This window comes from Achromobacter sp. RT286_PF (genome assembly GCF_059760425.1).
This window is the reverse complement of the sequence record NZ_JCBAMR010000067.1, coordinates 1-16,984: the sequence shown is the minus strand read 5'-3', so window position 1 is coordinate 16,984 and position 16,984 is coordinate 1. Positions and strand designations below refer to the sequence as shown.

Here is a 16,984-nt window from a genome sequence, read left to right as displayed (position 1 = left end):
TGCACTGGGTGTTGTTTTTTTTAACAGTAGACGAGGGAGGGGGATTTTTGTCGGGGGGTGGGGGGGGGGAGGGGTGTTGAAAAAGGAGGGGGGGGGGGGCGGGGGGTGGGGTTGGGGGCGGGGTGGGGGGCTGGGGCTGGGGCTGTGGCTGTGGCCAGGGCCAGGGCTGCGGGCTAGGGTCCGCCCACTCCAGGGCTTACACTGTCGGTCGACTCCGTTTTTTCGCGGTTTTTGCGAACCGCCCTATTGTGACCAACACGCCCTTTTCTACCCTTCCCCTTCTGCCCGCCCTGCTTGATAACCTGCAAAGCCTGGGGTTTGAGCAAATGACGCCTATCCAGGCGCAAAGCCTGCCGCTGATCCTGGAAGGCCGCGACATCATCGCGCAAGCCAAGACCGGCAGCGGCAAGACCGCGGCGTTTGGCCTGGGCGTGCTGCAAAAGCTGGACCCCACCCGCCTGGCGCCGCAAGCGTTGCTGGTGTGCCCCACCCGCGAATTGGCCGACCAGGTTGCGCAGGAACTGCGCCGCCTGGCGCGCCTGATTCCCAACGTGAAGATCTTGACGCTGTGCGGCGGCGCCCCTGCCCGCCCCCAAGCCGAATCGCTGGCGCGCGGCGCGCATCTGGTGGTGGGCACGCCCGGCCGTATCCAGGACCATCTGGAACGCGGCAGCCTGGACCTGGCCGGCCTGACCACGCTGGTGCTGGACGAAGCCGACCGCATGGTCGACATGGGCTTCTACGACGACATCGTGGCCATTGCCTCGCACTGCCCCACCAAGCGCCAGACGCTGCTGTTCTCGGCCACGTACCCCGACAACATCCGCAAGCTCAGCGCGCGGTTTCTGCGCAACCCCGCCGAGGTCAAGGTCGAGGCGCAGCACGACGCCAGCCGCATCGAACAGATCTTCTTTGAAATCGACGAAAAAGACCGCCTGGACGCCGTGGCCCGCCTGTTGGCGCATTACCGCCCTGTGTCCACGCTGGCGTTCTGCAACACCAAGGTCCGCAGCCACGACCTGGTGGAACGCCTGCAAGCCGACGGCATCAGCGCACAGGCGCTCAATGGCGACCTGGAACAGCGCGAACGCGACGAGATCCTGATCCAGTTCGCCAACCAGAGCTGCGCCGTGCTGGTGGCGACCGACGTGGCGGCCCGTGGCCTGGACATCCAGAATCTGGGCGCCGTCATCAACGTGGACGTCACCAAGGACACCGAAGTGCACGTGCACCGCATCGGCCGCAGCGGCCGGGGCGATCAGAAGGGTTTGGCGCTAAGCCTGTGTTCGCCCGACGAGATGCGCTGGGCCAACCTGGTTGAGCAATACCAGGGCTCGCCCTTGAAGTGGGGCGACATCAAATCGCTGAAACCCAAGGCCGACCGCCCCTTGCGCGCGCCCATGGTCACGCTGTGCATCCAGGGCGGCAAGAAAGACAAGCTGCGCCCGGGCGACCTGCTGGGCGCCCTGACGGGCGACGGCGGGCTGACGTTTGAACAGGTGGGCAAGATCAACATCACGGAATTCAACGCCTACGTGGCGCTGGACCGCCAGATTGCCAAGCAGGCGTTTTCGCGCGTGTCCAACAGCAACATCAAGGGCCGGCGCTTCCGTATGCGCTTTCTTGAGGAATTCTGATTATTGGCAGGGTTCGATACGCCCGGTGGTACCGCCAGCATTTACCGCCAGGACGTGACGAAAGCTTGATGATTTTGCAGGGCATTTGCCATAATGGCGCCGCTTGACGCAGCCGCCCCGTCGGATGCGCGGCGGTGTGGGCTTGGAACCAATGGTTCGCGGTGGGTTCCAACGTAGCCTTGTCCTCCTTTAACCATCACAAGAGAAATTCACCATGATCAAGTCCGACGATACCGGCAAGCTGATCCTGCGCCTGGCTTTGGGCATCCTGATTCTGCTGCACGGCTTGTCCAAACTGATGGGCAATGGCGTTACCGGCATCAGCGGCATGCTGTCTTCGCACGGCCTGCCGGGCTTTCTGGCCTATGGCGTCTACGTGGGCGAGATCATCGCGCCCGTTCTGCTCATCGTTGGCGTGTACACGCGCCTGGGTGGCCTGATCATCGCCATCAATATGGTGGTTGCCATCTTGCTGGCGCACACCGGGCAGCTCAGCAGCATGACCAACAATGGCGGCTGGGCACTGGAACTGCAAGGCATGTTCCTGTTCACCGCGCTGGCGCTGGCCTTCATGGGCGCCGGCCGTTTCAGCCTGGCCGGCAACGGCGGACGCTGGAACTGATCGCCTCCACTGCCGCCATCGCCGTTACGCGGCGTGACGCGGCGTGACGCAAAACGGGGTCGCCATGGCGGCCCCGTTCTTTTTTCCGCAACGTTTGATACCAACGACATGCGCCGTCACGCAGGCGCAAACATCGGTCACGCGAAAGCTGTTTCGGATCGATTACAAGAGGCGAACGACTGCCATCCGGTATGGCCTAATCCTTACCAGCGCACCAAGGGCGTATGACACGCCTGGCGCAGGTAGGGAGTCAAGAACATGAAGAAGCGCCTTTTGTTGATGATGGTGATAGCCAGCACGCTGACCGGATGCGTCGTGGTGCCGGCCCGCCCGGCGTACTATCGCCCCGCGCCGGTGTATTACACGCCGCACTATTACTACCCGGCGTATCCCGCGCCGCATTACTACTACCGCGGTTATTGACCGTCGCCGTCGACGCGTCCTGAAGGAACTGCCATGACGCCCCTAGCCCGGATTTCCCGCCTGCGGCCTGCCGCCGCCCATATCGCTCTTGCCGTGTCCTTGCTGGCGACGGGCAGCGCCGCCGTGGCGCAAACCTACGACGCCCCGCCGCCCCCGCCGGGAGCGCCCGCCGCCCCTGACTACGATGGCGGCGACCCGGCATCCGCGAATCTTGCGCTGGTGGACCGCAGCCCGGAACCGCCGCCGCCCTTGCCCCAGTATGTGCAGCCGCCTGCCCCGGCCGACGGCTATCTGTGGGTGCCCGGCTACTGGAGCCGCAACCGCTACGGATTTTTCTGGGTGCCCGGCGCCTGGGTGCTGGCGCCCTATAACGGCGCCTTGTGGACGCCCGGATACTGGGGGTTCTCCAATGGGCTGTACGTATGGAGCCCCGGTTACTGGGGCCCCCACGTGGGATTCTATGGCGGCATCAACTATGGCTTCGGCTATGTCGGGCTGGGCTATGTGGGCGGTTACTGGAAGCGCGACCGCTTCTACTACAACCGCTCGGTGACGAACGTAAACGTCACGCGGGTCACCAACGTCTACAACCACACCGTGGTCGTCAACAACATCGACAACCGCCGCGTCAGTTATCACGGCGGGCCGAACGGCATCCGGCGCGCAGCGGACCCGCGCGAGCTGGCCGCCCGCAACGACCGCCATGCGCCGCCGACCGACATACAGCGCAACTACGTGCGCGAAGCGGGCAATAACCGCGCACAGTTCTACGACCACAACAAGGGCCGCCCGCCGCAGGCGTTTGTGGATCACCCCGATAACGGTCGCGGGCCACAGGGTGGGCGACCGGGCGGCGACAACAACCGCCCCGACCCGAATCGCGGGAATCCGAATCGGCCGGACCAAGGCCGAGGCCCGGGCCAGACCGTGGTCGGGACGCAGGCGCAACGGGATGTGCAGCAGCGGGATGTAGAGCGGGTCCAGCAACAGATTCAACAGCGAAATTCGCAACGGGATCAGCAGCAGCGGGACCAGCAGCAACGCGATCGCCAGCAGCGAGACGTGCAGCAGCGGGATGTAGAGCGGGTTCAGCAGCAGATTCAGCAGCGAAATCCGCAAGGGGATCAGCAGCAGCGGGATCAGCAGCAGCGGGACCAACAGCAACGCGACCGTCAGCAGCGAGACGTGCAGCAGCGGGATGTGGAGCGGGTCCAGCAGCAGATTCAACAGCGCGATCAGCAGCAGCGCGATCAACAGCAGCGCCAGCAGCAGCAAGATCGCGAACAACAACAAGTGCGCCAGCAACAGGCGCGCGAACAGCAGCAGCAACAACAGGCCCGCCAGCAGCAGGCCCGCGACCAACAGCAGCAACAAGCCCGCCAGCAGCAGGCGCGTGAACAGCCGCAGCGGCAGCCGGGCGGTGGCGGCGATGGCGGCGGCCGAGGCGGTGGCCCTAACCGTGACTGAACTGGACCCTGGGCCGCGCGCGGACTACAGTAGGCCACTTGCCGCCCACCGCCGCGCGCCCAACGATTGATTATTGGAGACTTCCATGAAGCGCCTTGTTTCTAGCCTGATGCTCTGCGGCCTGCTGGCCGCCGCATCCGCCCACGCCGCCTTGAACGTCGGGGCGCCCGCGCCCGACTTCAGCACCGACGCCTCGCTGGGCGGCAAGGTCTTCACGTTCAAGTTGAACGACGCGCTAAAGCAAGGCCCGGTCGTGCTGTATTTCTTTCCCGCCGCCTTCACGCAGGGCTGCACCATCGAAGCGCACAACTTTGCCGAAGCCACCGACGAATACAAGTCGCTGGGCGCCACCGTCATTGGCGTATCGACGGACAACATCGACACGCTGAACAAATTCTCGGTCAGTGAATGCCGTGGCAAGTTCGCCGTGGCGGCGGATGCCGATGGCAAGATCATGAAGTCGTATGACGCCGTGCACGACAAGCGCCCGGAATACGCACAGCGGATTTCCTACGTGATTTCGCCGCAGGGCAAAATCCTGTACGAATTCACCGACATGAACCCCGAGTCGCACGTGACGAACACCATGCGCGCGCTGCGCGACTGGAAGGCCAAGCAGGAAAAAACCAAGTAAGAGGCGACTTCCGCAAGCCAGAAAAAAAGGCGCCGAACGGCGCCTTCGTTATTTTCCGGCCACGAGCGCGGAACGTCCTACGTGTTAAACGGCCACACGGTCGGATGCGTGCCCGGCGGACTTGACGGGCGGGTCCAACGGGCCGGCGTTTCCGAAAAGCGCGCGCCGTGACGCACGGCTACCAGCTCGCCAAACCCCGACGCCTCCGTTTCCAGCAAACCGTCAAAGTCCGGCATGCGGCAGTCCAGCCCGCCTTCCACCCTGCCCATCCCGCGCAACCAATGCGCCGTCTGCGCCAGCGACACGCGCACATGCCAACTGCCGCCTTCCGTTGCTTGCCGCGCCAACGCCACCTGCGCGCCAAACGCCATCAGGTAGCCCGAGGCATGGTCAAGAATCTGCATCGGCAAGGGTTTGGGCGCTTCCTGGCCAGCTGCCTGCGCTTCGGCGTGGTTCAAGCCCGTGGCGGTCTGCACCAGCGAATCGAAACCCCGGCGGTTGGCCCACGGGCCCACGTTGCCATAGGCCGATAGCGACACATACACGATGCCCGGGCGGATACGTGCGGCGTCTTCCGGCCCGAAGCCCAGCGCCGCCATCCCGCCCGGCCGATAGCCCTGTACAAACACGTGGGCGCTGCGCAGCAGGTTGCCCAGCGCGATGCGGCCGTCGGCCGTGTCCAGGTCAGCCAGCACCGAGAGCTTGCCCCGGCTGGTGTCGATGATGTTGTCGATGTTGGGCAACTGCGGCGAGTTCACCAGCATCACGTCGGCGCCATAAGCCGCCAGCGCCCGGCCACACACGGGGCCGGCGATGATGCGCGTCAGGTCCAGCACGCGAATGTCTTTCAGCGGCCGGGCGTCGTGCCCATACTTGGGCAAGGGACGCGGGTCGGCATCGCCGATGCGCTCAATGGTCATCAAGGGTTGCGCCGCCACGGCCTGGCCCTGCGGATGGCGGTCCCATTCGTCAAAGCTGCGCATCGCGGCAACCACCAGGCCCGCGTCGGCGGCCACCTGTTCAAAGTCCAGCGCTTTCCAGCGGCTCAACGCCGCCTGGACCGCGTCGCGCGTAGTGCCCTCTCCGACGGGACAGCCCAACAGGGCCAACGCGCCGTCTCGATGGTGCGCAAAGTTGGCATGGATGCGCACCCAGCCCCCGTCACCGCACTGGTAGACGCCGCTGATCGGGTCCCAGATATTGGGCGTGACGCCGTTGATGGTGAAGTGGCTGCGGCATTCCTGCGCCGCGTGCAGCATGTCCACGCTGACCTGCTGGCGCGAGCCGCCTCGCAGATACCAGAGTTCAGCCGCTGCCAGCGCTGCGGCGGCCATGCTGGTTTGCGCGGCCGTCCCCACAGCGAACGAAGACGGCAACACCGGTTCGGCGCCCGTCAGCATCACGTGGTCGAGGGATTCGTCGGGTAAATCGAAAGAACGCCACAACTTTTGCAGGACGTCGCGCGATGTCGTGGCGGCGGATGTGCGTCCCCGTAGAAAGGACGGGCGAAGGTCCATCAGATTTCCCATAGCGTTCAACTTTTTTTCAGTCGTTGAATCGATTACATGGCGGCGGCCCAGGCGCGTCAATACAAACCTCGCGCCAGCGTGTTTCATGGTTTGACCGCTACACGTCGTCTGAACCGGTTTGCCGCCTGTGCCCGGACGCCGCCCGGCCTCCCCCGCTGCCCGGGCGAACGGCGCATCCCGCATGCCGTGTGCAATGCCGGCTGGCGACGCCGGATTCCGTCACGCCGCGCCGTCACATCTACTCGTAGTTTTTACATCGTCTTCCATGCGGCGGGCCAATATAGAATGCCAGCCTCGACGCAGGGCATCGCCCTTCGCCCACTTTTTGCCTGGGATCGCCCTCCATGAATACGCTGCTCTGGCTGCGCACCGACCTGCGCATGCACGACAACCCCGCGCTGGCGGCTGCCCGTGAAAACGGAACGGTGACTGCGCTGTTCCTGGCCGCGCCCGAACAATGGCGCCAGCACGGCGACGCGCCGGCCAAGGTGGATTTCTGGTTGCGCAACCTGCGTGAACTGTCGCGCGATCTGGGCGAACGCGGCATCCCGCTGAAGCTGCTGACGGTGTCGGACTGGAGCGACGCGCCCCAGGCGATTGCTGATTTCTGCCGGGCGCACGGCATTTTCCAAGTGCACGCCAACACCGAATGGGCGATCAACGAGCGCCGCCGCGACGCCGCCGTGGCCGCCGCGCTGGACGGCATCGGCGTGGATTGGACGCTGCATCACGGCGCGACCCTGCTGCGGCCCGGCACGGTTACCACGGGCAAGGGCGACTGTTATCGCGTGTACACGCCGTATGCGCGCACCTGCCGCGAACGGCTGCGCACGGCGCCGGTGGTAGCGGTGCCCGCCCCACGCCCGCAAACCCCGCCCAATTGGGCGGCCGACCCGCTGCCGGACGCCTTCGACGGCTTCGCCGCGCCCGGCGACGCGGTCCGCACGCTATGGCCCGCCGGCGAAACTGCCGCGGGAGACCGGCTGGACGCCTTCACCGACGGCATCATCGACGCCTATAAGGACGAACGCGATTTTCCGTCCTTGCCCGCCACCAGTTGCTTGTCGCCCTATCTGGCGGCAGGCGTACTGTCGCCCGGCCAGGCGCTGCGCGCGGCGTTGGCGTCCAATCACGGCGAGATCGATAGCGGCAAGGCGGGCGCGGCCACATGGATCAACGAACTGCTGTGGCGCGAGTTCTATCAGCATCTGCTGGCCGCCTACCCCTCGCTGTCCATGCATCAGCCGATGAAGCCGGAAACTGCCGCCGTGCCGTGGCGCGACGCGCCGGATGACCTGCACGCGTGGCAGCAAGGCCGGACCGGTATTCCGATCGTGGACGCGGCCATGCGCCAATTGCTGGCGCTGGGCTGGATGCACAACCGGCTGCGCATGGTCACCGCCATGTTCCTGTCGAAAAACCTGTTGATCGACTGGCGGCTGGGCGAAGCGTGGTTCATGTCGCAGCTGGTGGATGGCGACCTGGCCGCCAACAACGGCGGCTGGCAATGGAGCGCGTCAACGGGCGCCGACGCCGTGCCGTACTTCCGCGTCTTCAACCCGCTATCGCAATCGCGCCGCTTCGATCCGCGCGGCGTGTTCCTGCGCGAATGGCTACCCGAACTGGCCGACCTGGACGACAAGGCCATCCACGACCCCAGCCCGATGGAGCGTGCGGCGGCGGGCTACCCGATGCCGATCGTCGACCTGGCGCAAAGCCGCTTGCGTGCGTTGGAAGCGTTTGGGAATTTGCCGGCGGTGGGGTGAATGCGATCAAGCGCGGCGCGCGGCCGATCACGAACCCGCCGCCGCCTGCTTGTCCAGGCGCTTGATGAACACCTGCAATTCCTTTTCGACCTGCTTGTCGCCGCGCGCCTGGGCGGCCGCCACGCCCCGGTCCCACGCTGCGCGCGCCTGCTCTACGTCGCCCCGCCCCAGGCAAGCCTTGCCCAGCCATTTCCACGCGACGGAATACGCGGGGTCGAACTCCAACGCCGCGCGCAAATGGGTTTCGGCTTTTTCAAAGCTGTCTTGCTCGGCATAGGCCTTGCCCAGCGAAAATCGCAGCAACATATTGTCGGTGCCCTTGGCCAACATCGCCTCCAGCCGTTCGATCATTCCTTCCATCGGCGTGCTCCTGCTTTCGTCTTGTGCATCGTCTTGTGCAGCGTTATTGACTGCAAGCGGCCATGATAGGACGACGTGCCGCCAAGCGCCGCAATGGCCCCAGCCCGCGCCGGGTCGGCAGCGAACTGAAAATTGCGGTTTCCGCGCGTTTCAGGACCGCCCGGCGCGGGAATGTTCGGAGGATTATCCTGTCACACCGCTTATTGCCCTTTCAGGGTCTTGCGCCATGATGCGATCACGAATGCTGCTGACCAACGCCGTGCCAATGCTGTGCCTGGCGCTGGCGAGCGTGGCAGCGGCGGCTGCTTCCCCTGCCGCGGCCACTGCCCCGCAAGAAGACACCCGCGCGTATGAAGCCGCCCTGGTCAACCGCATCACCTGGGGCGCCACGCCCGCCGAGCTGGCTCGCATCCGCGAGATAGGCGCGCAGCGCTACCTGCATGCGCAGTTGCACCCGGACGCGCACGCGCGGTTACCCGCCGAGGTGCAGTCGGCCATCGATGCACTGCCCATCAACCGGGAATCGGAACAGGACGCCCAGGCGCGGCAGCGCAAGCTGCGACAAGACGCGCGCGATCTGGATCCCCAGGCCAAGCTGCAAGCGCAACGCGAAGCACGCGCGATATCGCGGCAGCGCGCCCAGGACGCCGCCAGCCGCGCCGTGTGGCGCGCGCTGTATTCGCCCGCCCCCTTGCAGGAACAGATGACGTGGTTCTGGATGAACCACTTCAATGTGTTCGCGGGCAAAGGCGACGTGGGCACGTATCTGCCGCAATACGAAGAGCAAGCCATTCGCCCACACGCGCTGGGCAAATTCCGCGACATGCTGCGCGCCACCGTCAGGTCGCCCGCCATGCTGGTGTACCTGGACAACACGCGCAATGTGGCGGGGCACATCAACGAGAACTATGCGCGCGAAATCATGGAGCTGCACACGCTGGGCGTGGGTGGCGGCTATACGCAAAAAGACGTGCAGGAACTGGCGCGCATCCTGACCGGCCTGGGCGTGCATAACAGCGACAAGCCGCCCAAGGTCAAACCCGAATTGCGCGCCGGGCTGGTCCAGCAGGGGCTGTTTTTGTTCAACCCCGCGCGCCACGATAGCGGGGACAAGGTGTTCCTGGGCCACACCATTCGCGGCGGCGGCCTGGACGAAGTCGATCAGGCCATCGACCTGCTGGCGCGCCACCCGTCCACCGCGCGCTTTGTCAGTACCAAACTGGCCGCGTACTTCGTGGGGGAATCGCCGCCGCCCGCGCTGGTGGCGCGCATGGCCAAAACCTTTCAGGCCCAAGATGGCGACATCGCGGCCACGCTGCAAACGATGATCGCCTCGCCGGAATTCGCCAAGTCCTTGAAGACCGGCGTGTTCAAGGACCCGGTGCATTACGTGTTTTCTGCTTTGCGATTGACCTATGCGGACATGCCGCCCATCCGCAATCCCAAGGCGGTGTTGTCGATGCTGCAACAGATGGGCCAGGGCATGTACCAACGCCCCACGCCCGACGGCTATCCGACGTCGCAATCTGACTGGGCGGGTTCGGGGCAGATGACACAACGGTTTGAAATTGCGCGCGCCATTGCCGCCGCACCGCAGCCGCTTTATCGCACGACAGAGGCCCCGGAGCCGGTCGCGCTGCCCAAGGCGACGCCGCTGCTGGATGCCAACCCGGATCTGTTGCGCGTCCTGTCGCCCGCAACGCGCCAGGCCATGGGCCAGGCCCGAAAACCCGTGGATGCCAATACCTACCTGCTGGCCTCGCCAGAATTCATGCGCCGCTAGGAGAACGCGATGGACCGCCGCCGCTTGCTTCAAATGATGGCCACCGCCCCGCTGCTGCTGGGCGGCAGCCGCTTGTATGCGGCGCCCGCCGCGTCGGGCAACCGCCTGCTGGTCGTCTTCATGCGCGGCGCGTACGACGCCGCCAGCCTGCTGGTGCCCACGTCCAGCGACTTCTATTACGAGTCGCGCCCCAGCATTGCCATCGCCCGACCCGGGTCGGGCGATGGCGCCGCCCTGCCGCTGGCCGATGGCTGGGGCCTGCACCCGGCGCTGGCTGATAGCCTGCTGCCGTTCTACCGCAACAAGCAGCTGGCTTTTGTCCCGTTTGCCGGCACCGAGGACCTGACCCGCAGCCACTTCGAAACGCAGAACAGCATCGAGCTGGGCCAAGGCGCCCGCAAGGATGGCAACTACCGATCCGGGTTTCTGAACCGCTTGACGTTGGCCCTGGGCGCCAACGGTTCGCACCCCGCCGCGTTCACCTCCGATGTGCCGCAAATTTTGCGTGGCGATGCCCGCGTGCCCAACGTGGACCTGGGCGGAGCGAACAGAAAATCCCGCTTGAGCGACGCCGACAACCGCGCCATTGCCGCGATGTACCGCGACACGGACCTGCACGCGGCCGTGGACGAAGGCCAGCGCGTCATGGGCGCCACCCGGCAGGAACTGGACGCCGAAATGCAGGCCGCGAACGGCAACGCGGTGTCGACCGACAAGCTGGAAAAGGAAATCCGCCGCATCGCCCGCTTCATGACCGACCGCTACAACGTCGGATTTGTGGATGTGGGCGGCTGGGACACGCACGTCGGCCAGGGCGCCGCCACGGGTGCCTTGGCCGGCCGGCTGGGACAGTTGGGGCGCGCGCTGGCGGCCTATGCCAACGCGATGGGGCCGGCCTGGGGCCAGACCACCGTCGTGGTCATCAGCGAGTTTGGCCGCACCTTTCGCGAAAACGGCAACAAGGGCACGGATCACGGTCACGGCACCGTGTATTGGGTGATGGGCGGCAACGTGCGCGGTGGCCGGATTGCCGGACGCCAGGTCCCTGTCCGCCACGACACCCTGTTCCAGGACCGCGACTACCCTGTTCTGAACGAATACCGCGCCGTTTTCGCGGGCCTGTTCGCGCGCTTGTACGGGCTGGACAAAGCCCGCCTGGCGCAGGTATTCCCGGGTGTGGCCCCCGTGGATATCGGATTGGTCTGATACCCCGGCGTGCGCACGCGGCGCTACACTCCACGAGCCAATTGGCGCACCGACGCGCCCGCGTCGCAACGCCCGACACAGGAGCCCGCATGAGCACGATTTTCGATTTCACCGCCCGCGATATTCACGGGGTGGATCAATCCCTGGACACGTATCGCGGCCGCGTGCTGCTGGTCGTCAATGTGGCATCCAAGTGCGGTTTCACGCCGCAATACGCGGGGCTGGAAGAGCTGTACCGTTCGTTCCGTGACGACGGCTTCACGGTATTAGGTTTCCCGTGCGACCAATTCGGCCACCAGGAACCGGGCGACGAAGCCGAGATCCGTAATTTCTGCGCCACGCAGTACGACATCAGCTTTCCGCTGTTTGCCAAGATCGACGTCAATGGGGCCGACGCCCATCCGCTGTACCGCTGGCTCAAGGGCGAAAAGCCGGGCGTCTTCGGCACCGAAGGCATCAAGTGGAATTTCACCAAATTCCTGGTGGGCCGCGATGGCCAGGTCATCAAGCGCTACGCGCCCACCGACACGCCGGCGGGTTTGAAGGACGACGTGGCGCGGGCGTTGTCGGCCCCGGTGTAAGGGTTGGGACTACGGGGCTGGGACGACGCGGCTGGGACGACGCCCTTAGCGCAACGGCGGCAGGCGGCGGCGCACCGTATGCGCCTTGACGATGGCGGTGTTGGTTTCAGCGAACTCCGTCACGCGTTCCAGGATGCCGTCCAGGTGCGAGATCGACCGCAGCACCACACGGGCGATAAAGCAGTCGTCGCCCGTGACCTTGTCACACTCGACGAATTCCGGGATTTCCTCGATCAAGCCTTCGACGTGACGCAGCTGGCCCGGCAGCGGCCGGATGCGCACGATGGCTTCCAGCGTGTAGCCCAGCGCCACCGGGTCCACATCCAGCGTGTAGGCGCGGATGACGCCGGATTCCTCCAGGCGCCGCAGCCGGTCCGCCACGCTAGGCGGCGACATGCCTACCTGCCGAGCCAGGTCGGCCGTGGTGGTCCGCGCGTTGGCCGCCAGGGTCTGCACCAGCCGGCGATCAATACCATCCAGTACCGGGTTTTCGTTTTTTAGGTCGTTCTGCATAAATTTCACCTAAATGAAGGTTAGCGGATGAAAGCGCCACGCATTAATCATATAACCGCATCGATGCGCCTGGGATAATTTCTCCATCAAGAACGTGGCCAGACGGCCGATGGAGACCCCCTCATGACCCCCGCATCAGAACGCCTTGGCCTGGCGCAAATGGCCGCCGCCATGACCTTATCCGGCACCCTGGGCGTGTTTGTCCTGGAATCCGGTCAAAGCGCCTGGAATGTCGTTTTCTTTCGCTGCCTGTTCGGGGCCATGGCGCTGTTCATCTATTGCTGGTCGCGCGGCCTGCTCAAGCCCGGCCTGTTCACGCGCAAGACGCTGTTCTTGGCGCTGGTGGCCGGCGCCGCGCTGGTCATGAATTGGGTCTTGCTGTTCTCGGCCTACCGGCTGGCGTCCATTTCCCTGGCCACCGCGGTCTACAACGTGCAGCCCTTCTTTTTGATCGGGCTGGGCGTGCTGTTCCTGGGCGAACGCCCGTCACGCGGCAAGCTGGCGTGGTCCGTAGTGGCGTTTGCCGGCCTGCTGCTGGTGCTGCGCCTGACGGACACGCACGCCGGCGGCCAGGCCTATCTGTCGGGCCTGCTGCTGGGCCTGGGCGCGGCCGCGCTGTATGGCGTGACGGCGGTCATCGTCAAGCGCTTGAAGGGCGTGCCGCCGCAGGTGCTGGCGCTGGTTCAGGTGACGCTGGGCGCCGTGATGCTGCTGCCGATGGCGGATTTCAGCGCCGTCCCGACCGCGCCGCTGCAATGGGGCTATCTGGTGGCGCTGGGGCTGGTGCATACCTGCCTGATGTACATCCTGATGTATTCGGCCATCCAGAAGCTGCCGACCACGTCCACCGCCGCGCTCAGCTTCATCTACCCCGCAGTGGCCATCCTGCTGGACCTCGTCGTCTACGGCCAACGCATGGAACCCATGCAGGTGGTGGGCGTGGCGATGATCTTCGTGGCCGCCGCCGGCGTCAGCCTGAACTGGACGTGGCGGCTGCCGGGCGGCTCCCACCGGGTGGTGTAAGGCGCGGGGGTTGGTGGCGGCCAAGAAACCCGCCCCCGGCCCCGGTTATTCGGGGCCGGCGACAATGCCTGCCGCTATCATGGCCTTCCACCCGCCGGCACGGCCGGCGGCGCCTTGATTCCCAGGACGCACCCCATGATCGATCTCTATTACTGGACCACCCCCAACGGCCACAAGATCACGCTGTTCCTTGAAGAAACCGGCCTGCCCTACAAGATCCACCCGGTGAACATCAGCCGCGGCGATCAGTTCAAACCCGAATTTTTGGCCATCGCGCCCAACAACCGCATCCCTGCCATCGTCGACCAGCAACCGGCCGACGGCGGCGCGCCCTTGTCGCTGTTCGAGTCGGGCGCCATCCTGCTGTATCTGGCCGAAAAGACCGGGCAGTTCCTGCCGGCCGACCTGCGCGGCCGCGCGGAAGTGTCGCAATGGCTGTTCTGGCAAATGGGCGGCCTTGGCCCCATGGCCGGCCAGAATCATCACTTCTCGGGCTACGCGCAAGAGCGCATCCCCTACGCCATCGACCGCTACGTCAAGGAAACCAACCGCTTGTACGGCGTGCTGAACAAGCGTCTGGCCGACCGCGAATTCGTGGCGGGCGACTACTCCATCGCCGATATGGCGGCCTACCCGTGGATCGTGCCGCATGCCAAGCAGGGTCAGGACCTGAACGACTTCCCGCATCTGCAACGCTGGTTCAACGCCATCGCGCAACGCCCCGCCACGCAGCGCGCGTACGCGTTGGCCGACAGCGTCAACACCGCGCCGTCCATCAGCGATGAGGAATCGCGCCGCATTCTGTTCGGCCAGACCGCGCAGAACCTTGCCCGCTAGCCAGGAGCCCTGCGATGTCCGATCCGCAATTGGTCTTTCGCCGCGCGCGCCAGGAAGACCTGCCGCACATCGTGGCCCTGTTGGCCGACGATGAGCTGGGCGCCAAGCGCGAAGACGCCTCGGTGCCGCTGAACCCGCGCTACACGGCTGCCTTCGCCGCCATCGCGCAGGATTCCAACCAGTTCCTTGCCGTGGTTGAGCAAGGTCCACACCTGGTCGGCTGTTTGCAGTTATCGTTCATACCCGGCTTGTCGCGGTTGGGCCTGTGGCGCGGCCAGATCGAAAGCGTGCGCATCGCCTCGTCGGCGCGCGGCCAGGGTCTGGGCCGGGCCATGTTCGAATGGGCCATCGACCAGTGCCGCGCCCAAGGCTGCGGCCTGGTCCAGCTGACGACTGACCGGGCGCGCCCCGATGCGCGCCGGTTCTACGAAAGCCTGGGCTTTACGGCCAGCCACGACGGCATGAAGCTGAACCTGTAGTTTTTGTTCATTGATTTCGCAAGGAGCGCCCATGCATGGCGAATACAAAGTCCCCGGCGGCAAATTGGTTGTCGCGGATCTGGAAGTGCGCGACGGCCGCCTGGCCAACGTACGCATCAGCGGCGACTTCTTTCTAGAGCCGCCCGAAGCGCTGGAAGCCATCAACAGCGGCTTGAACGGCATGCCGGCCGATGCCGGCGAACTGGAATTGGCGGTGGCGGTGCAATCGGCCCTGCCCGCCGATGCCGAACTGTTCGGCTTTTCGGCCGAAGCCGTGGCCGTGGTGCTGCGGAGGGCGCTTGCATGACGCGCACCGACTGGAACGATTACGACTGGCAATTGATCCACGAAGGCCCGCAGGCGCCGTCGCTGCACATGGCGCTGGACGCCGTCATTACCGATGAAGTGGGCGCGGGCCAGCGCCCGCCCACGCTGCGCATCTGGGAATGGGCGGCGCCCGCCGTCGTTATCGGCCGTTTCCAATCCCTGAAAAACGAAGTGGACCCCGACGGCGCCAAGCGCCACGGCATTGAAGTCGTGCGCCGCGTCAGCGGTGGCGGTGCGATGTTCATCGAACCGGGCAACTCCATTACGTATTCGCTAAGCGCGCCGCAAGCCCTGGTGCACGGCATGAGCTTCCAGGAATCCTACGCATTTCTGGACGCCTGGGTCTTGACGGCGTTGCAGGGCCTGGGCATCAAGGCCTGGTACCAACCCCTGAACGACATCGCGTCCGACATCGGCAAGATTGGCGGCGCGGCGCAAGCCCGACGTGCGGGCGCGGTGCTGCACCACGTGACCATGTCGTACGACATCGACGCCGATAAAATGGTCGAGGTCTTGCGCATTGGCCGCGAGAAACTGTCCGACAAAGGCACCACCAGCGCGAAGAAACGCGTGGACCCGCTGCGCACGCAGACCGGTCTGGCGCGCGAAGTCATCATCGAGCGCATGCTGGAAACTTTTGCCGGCCTGCATCGTCTGACTCCGGGGCAAATCGGCAGCGACACGCTGGCGCGCGCCCAGCAGCAAGCCGATGAAAAGTTCTCGACGCCCGAGTGGACGGGCGTGGTGCCTTGACGGCAAGATCTTGATTTTGTGGAGGTAGTTCAATGCGTCGCACATTCACGCCGCCAGGCGGGATAAGCGGTCTGATCCTGGGCGCTGCCTTGTTGGCGCTGGCCGGCTGCGGCAGCACGCCGCCTGCCAACATCACCCTGGCCGCGCCCGCTTCGACCACCCCGGAAAAAGTGGGCGACCTGTCCACCGAGCGGATCAAATGGGCGTCGAACAAACCGGGCTGCGAAGGCGACTGCCCGCGCATTGAAATCGACAGCGTGGCGTTTCCCGGCATTCCCAAATTAAGCGCGCTGGTGGACCACGTGCTGGCCTACATGACCGGCACCGACGCCAATCGGCGTGGCCCCTACAACACGCTGTCGGAATACACCCAATACTTCTGGTCGACCGCGCGCGCACGCGACGCCACGTATTTCAAGGCGTCGGTGAAAGACACCGTGGGCGACATCGTGGCAATTGAATTGCACACCGAGCAATTTTTGACGGGCGCCGCGCACGGCATTCCGGCCACGCAGTATTTGAACTGGGAGCGTTCGCGCGGCCGCGTCATGAGCCTGGATGAAGCGTTGATCCCAGGCCGGCGCGCGGAATACGTTGCGGCCTTGCAGCGCGCGCATGCCAAATGGCTGACGGGCAACCCCGACGCCAAGCGCGATCCCGCCGCCTACAACAAGATGTGGCCCTTCCAGGAAAGCGACAACTTTGCGTTGACGCGCGACGGCATCGTCGTCAAATACGACGCCTATTCGATTGCGCCCTACTCGCACGGCGAACCGGAACTAAGCATTCCTTATGCCGACCTACGCGGCATCCTGAAGCCGGAGCTGTTGCCCAGGTCGTAGGCCAATGCCAAGACCGGCAACGGGCCCATGGCCCAATGCCGGTCAAGGATGCGTGCTCAGCGCGGCGCAAGGCCTTTTGCAGGCCGAGGTTCGGGTGAGCGGACTGAGAGTGGAGCTAGGGAGGTGGCCGCTTTTTTCGCGTCTGTGGCCGGGTAAGACGCCCAGTCCGCTCAATGCAACCGCGGCAAGAACGGGCCGGCGG

At 65.2% G+C, this 16,984-nt stretch carries 18 protein-coding genes; 15 read left to right on the top strand and 3 right to left on the bottom strand.

The genetic code is table 11. The annotated features are described in order from the left end of the window. Positions 1 to 248: 248 nt before the first annotated feature. From dbpA to AC6LJY_RS27330, 5 genes are all read left to right on the top strand, one after another. Positions 249 to 1,637: an ATP-dependent RNA helicase DbpA gene (dbpA, locus tag AC6LJY_RS27350; protein WP_046806836.1), complete on the top strand. Its 1,389-nt coding sequence runs from the start codon at positions 249 to 251 to the stop codon at positions 1,635 to 1,637. A gap of 214 nt (positions 1,638 to 1,851) precedes the next feature. After that, positions 1,852 to 2,259, top strand: a complete 408-nt coding sequence (locus AC6LJY_RS27345; protein ID WP_046806835.1) for a DoxX family protein — start codon at positions 1,852 to 1,854, stop codon at positions 2,257 to 2,259. 258 nt (positions 2,260 to 2,517) lie between these two features. Further along, on the top strand, positions 2,518 to 2,682 hold the full coding sequence (locus AC6LJY_RS27340) for a hypothetical protein (protein ID WP_162941192.1): 165 nt from the start codon (positions 2,518 to 2,520) through the stop codon (positions 2,680 to 2,682). Positions 2,683 to 2,715: 33 nt separating this feature from the next. After that, on the top strand, positions 2,716 to 4,149 hold the full coding sequence (locus AC6LJY_RS27335) for an adenylate cyclase (RefSeq protein WP_498137202.1): 1,434 nt from the start codon (positions 2,716 to 2,718) through the stop codon (positions 4,147 to 4,149). Between the two features lie 85 nt (positions 4,150 to 4,234). Next, on the top strand, positions 4,235 to 4,783 hold the full coding sequence (locus AC6LJY_RS27330) for a peroxiredoxin (protein ID WP_104145666.1): 549 nt from the start codon (positions 4,235 to 4,237) through the stop codon (positions 4,781 to 4,783). Between the two features lie 77 nt (positions 4,784 to 4,860). On the opposite strand, the gene AC6LJY_RS27325 is transcribed toward AC6LJY_RS27330, so the two are convergent. Next, positions 4,861 to 6,312, bottom strand: a complete 1,452-nt coding sequence (locus AC6LJY_RS27325) for a CoA transferase (RefSeq protein WP_498137201.1) — start codon at positions 6,310 to 6,312, stop codon at positions 4,861 to 4,863. Positions 6,313 to 6,656: 344 nt separating this feature from the next. Between AC6LJY_RS27325 and phrB the strand changes: the two genes are divergently transcribed. Then, positions 6,657 to 8,078: a deoxyribodipyrimidine photo-lyase gene (phrB, locus tag AC6LJY_RS27320; RefSeq protein WP_498137200.1), complete on the top strand. Its 1,422-nt coding sequence runs from the start codon at positions 6,657 to 6,659 to the stop codon at positions 8,076 to 8,078. 27 nt (positions 8,079 to 8,105) lie between these two features. On the opposite strand, the gene AC6LJY_RS27315 is transcribed toward phrB, so the two are convergent. Then, a complete protein-coding gene (locus AC6LJY_RS27315; RefSeq protein WP_104145663.1) occupies positions 8,106 to 8,438 on the bottom strand; it encodes a tetratricopeptide repeat protein in 333 nt (110 codons plus the stop codon). A 226-nt stretch (positions 8,439 to 8,664) separates the two neighbouring features. Between AC6LJY_RS27315 and AC6LJY_RS27310 the strand changes: the two genes are divergently transcribed. The 3 genes from AC6LJY_RS27310 (at position 8,665) to AC6LJY_RS27300 (ending at position 12,008) form a co-directional block, all read left to right on the top strand. Next, on the top strand, positions 8,665 to 10,221 hold the full coding sequence (locus tag AC6LJY_RS27310) for a DUF1800 domain-containing protein (RefSeq protein WP_498137199.1): 1,557 nt from the start codon (positions 8,665 to 8,667) through the stop codon (positions 10,219 to 10,221). A 9-nt stretch (positions 10,222 to 10,230) separates the two neighbouring features. Further along, the gene (locus AC6LJY_RS27305) at positions 10,231 to 11,427 is read left to right on the top strand and encodes a DUF1501 domain-containing protein (protein WP_498137198.1); all 1,197 of its coding nucleotides are present in this window, start codon (positions 10,231 to 10,233) and stop codon (positions 11,425 to 11,427) included. An 89-nt stretch (positions 11,428 to 11,516) separates the two neighbouring features. Next, positions 11,517 to 12,008 (top strand): glutathione peroxidase, encoded by a 492-nt coding sequence (locus AC6LJY_RS27300; protein ID WP_120155072.1) that lies wholly within the window; start codon positions 11,517 to 11,519, stop codon positions 12,006 to 12,008. Positions 12,009 to 12,053: 45 nt separating this feature from the next. On the opposite strand, the gene AC6LJY_RS27295 is transcribed toward AC6LJY_RS27300, so the two are convergent. Further along, complete coding sequence (locus tag AC6LJY_RS27295) at positions 12,054 to 12,521, bottom strand: Lrp/AsnC family transcriptional regulator (RefSeq protein ID WP_498137197.1); 468 nt, start codon at positions 12,519 to 12,521, stop codon at positions 12,054 to 12,056. A gap of 123 nt (positions 12,522 to 12,644) precedes the next feature. Here AC6LJY_RS27295 and AC6LJY_RS27290 point away from each other — a divergent pair, with 123 nt between their 5' ends. The 6 genes from AC6LJY_RS27290 to AC6LJY_RS27265 all read left to right on the top strand — a co-directional run bounded on the left by AC6LJY_RS27290 (position 12,645) and on the right by AC6LJY_RS27265 (position 16,782). After that, positions 12,645 to 13,544 (top strand): DMT family transporter, encoded by a 900-nt coding sequence (locus AC6LJY_RS27290; protein ID WP_120155070.1) that lies wholly within the window; start codon positions 12,645 to 12,647, stop codon positions 13,542 to 13,544. 135 nt (positions 13,545 to 13,679) lie between these two features. Continuing rightward, the gene (locus AC6LJY_RS27285; RefSeq protein ID WP_046806827.1) at positions 13,680 to 14,381 is read left to right on the top strand and encodes a glutathione S-transferase N-terminal domain-containing protein; all 702 of its coding nucleotides are present in this window, start codon (positions 13,680 to 13,682) and stop codon (positions 14,379 to 14,381) included. A 14-nt stretch (positions 14,382 to 14,395) separates the two neighbouring features. Further along, on the top strand, positions 14,396 to 14,860 hold the full coding sequence (locus tag AC6LJY_RS27280) for a GNAT family N-acetyltransferase (RefSeq protein WP_046806826.1): 465 nt from the start codon (positions 14,396 to 14,398) through the stop codon (positions 14,858 to 14,860). Positions 14,861 to 14,891: 31 nt separating this feature from the next. After that, positions 14,892 to 15,167, top strand: coding sequence for a lipoate-protein ligase small subunit (lplB, locus tag AC6LJY_RS27275; protein WP_046806825.1), 276 nt, complete (start codon positions 14,892 to 14,894; stop codon positions 15,165 to 15,167). Beyond that, the gene (locus tag AC6LJY_RS27270) at positions 15,164 to 15,940 is read left to right on the top strand and encodes a lipoate--protein ligase family protein (protein ID WP_143215538.1); all 777 of its coding nucleotides are present in this window, start codon (positions 15,164 to 15,166) and stop codon (positions 15,938 to 15,940) included. The genes lplB and AC6LJY_RS27270 overlap by 4 nt, the downstream gene beginning before the upstream one ends. 32 nt (positions 15,941 to 15,972) lie before the next feature. Next, a complete protein-coding gene (locus tag AC6LJY_RS27265) occupies positions 15,973 to 16,782 on the top strand; it encodes an RsiV family protein (protein WP_314365638.1) in 810 nt (269 codons plus the stop codon). The last annotated feature ends 202 nt before the right edge of the window (positions 16,783 to 16,984 follow it).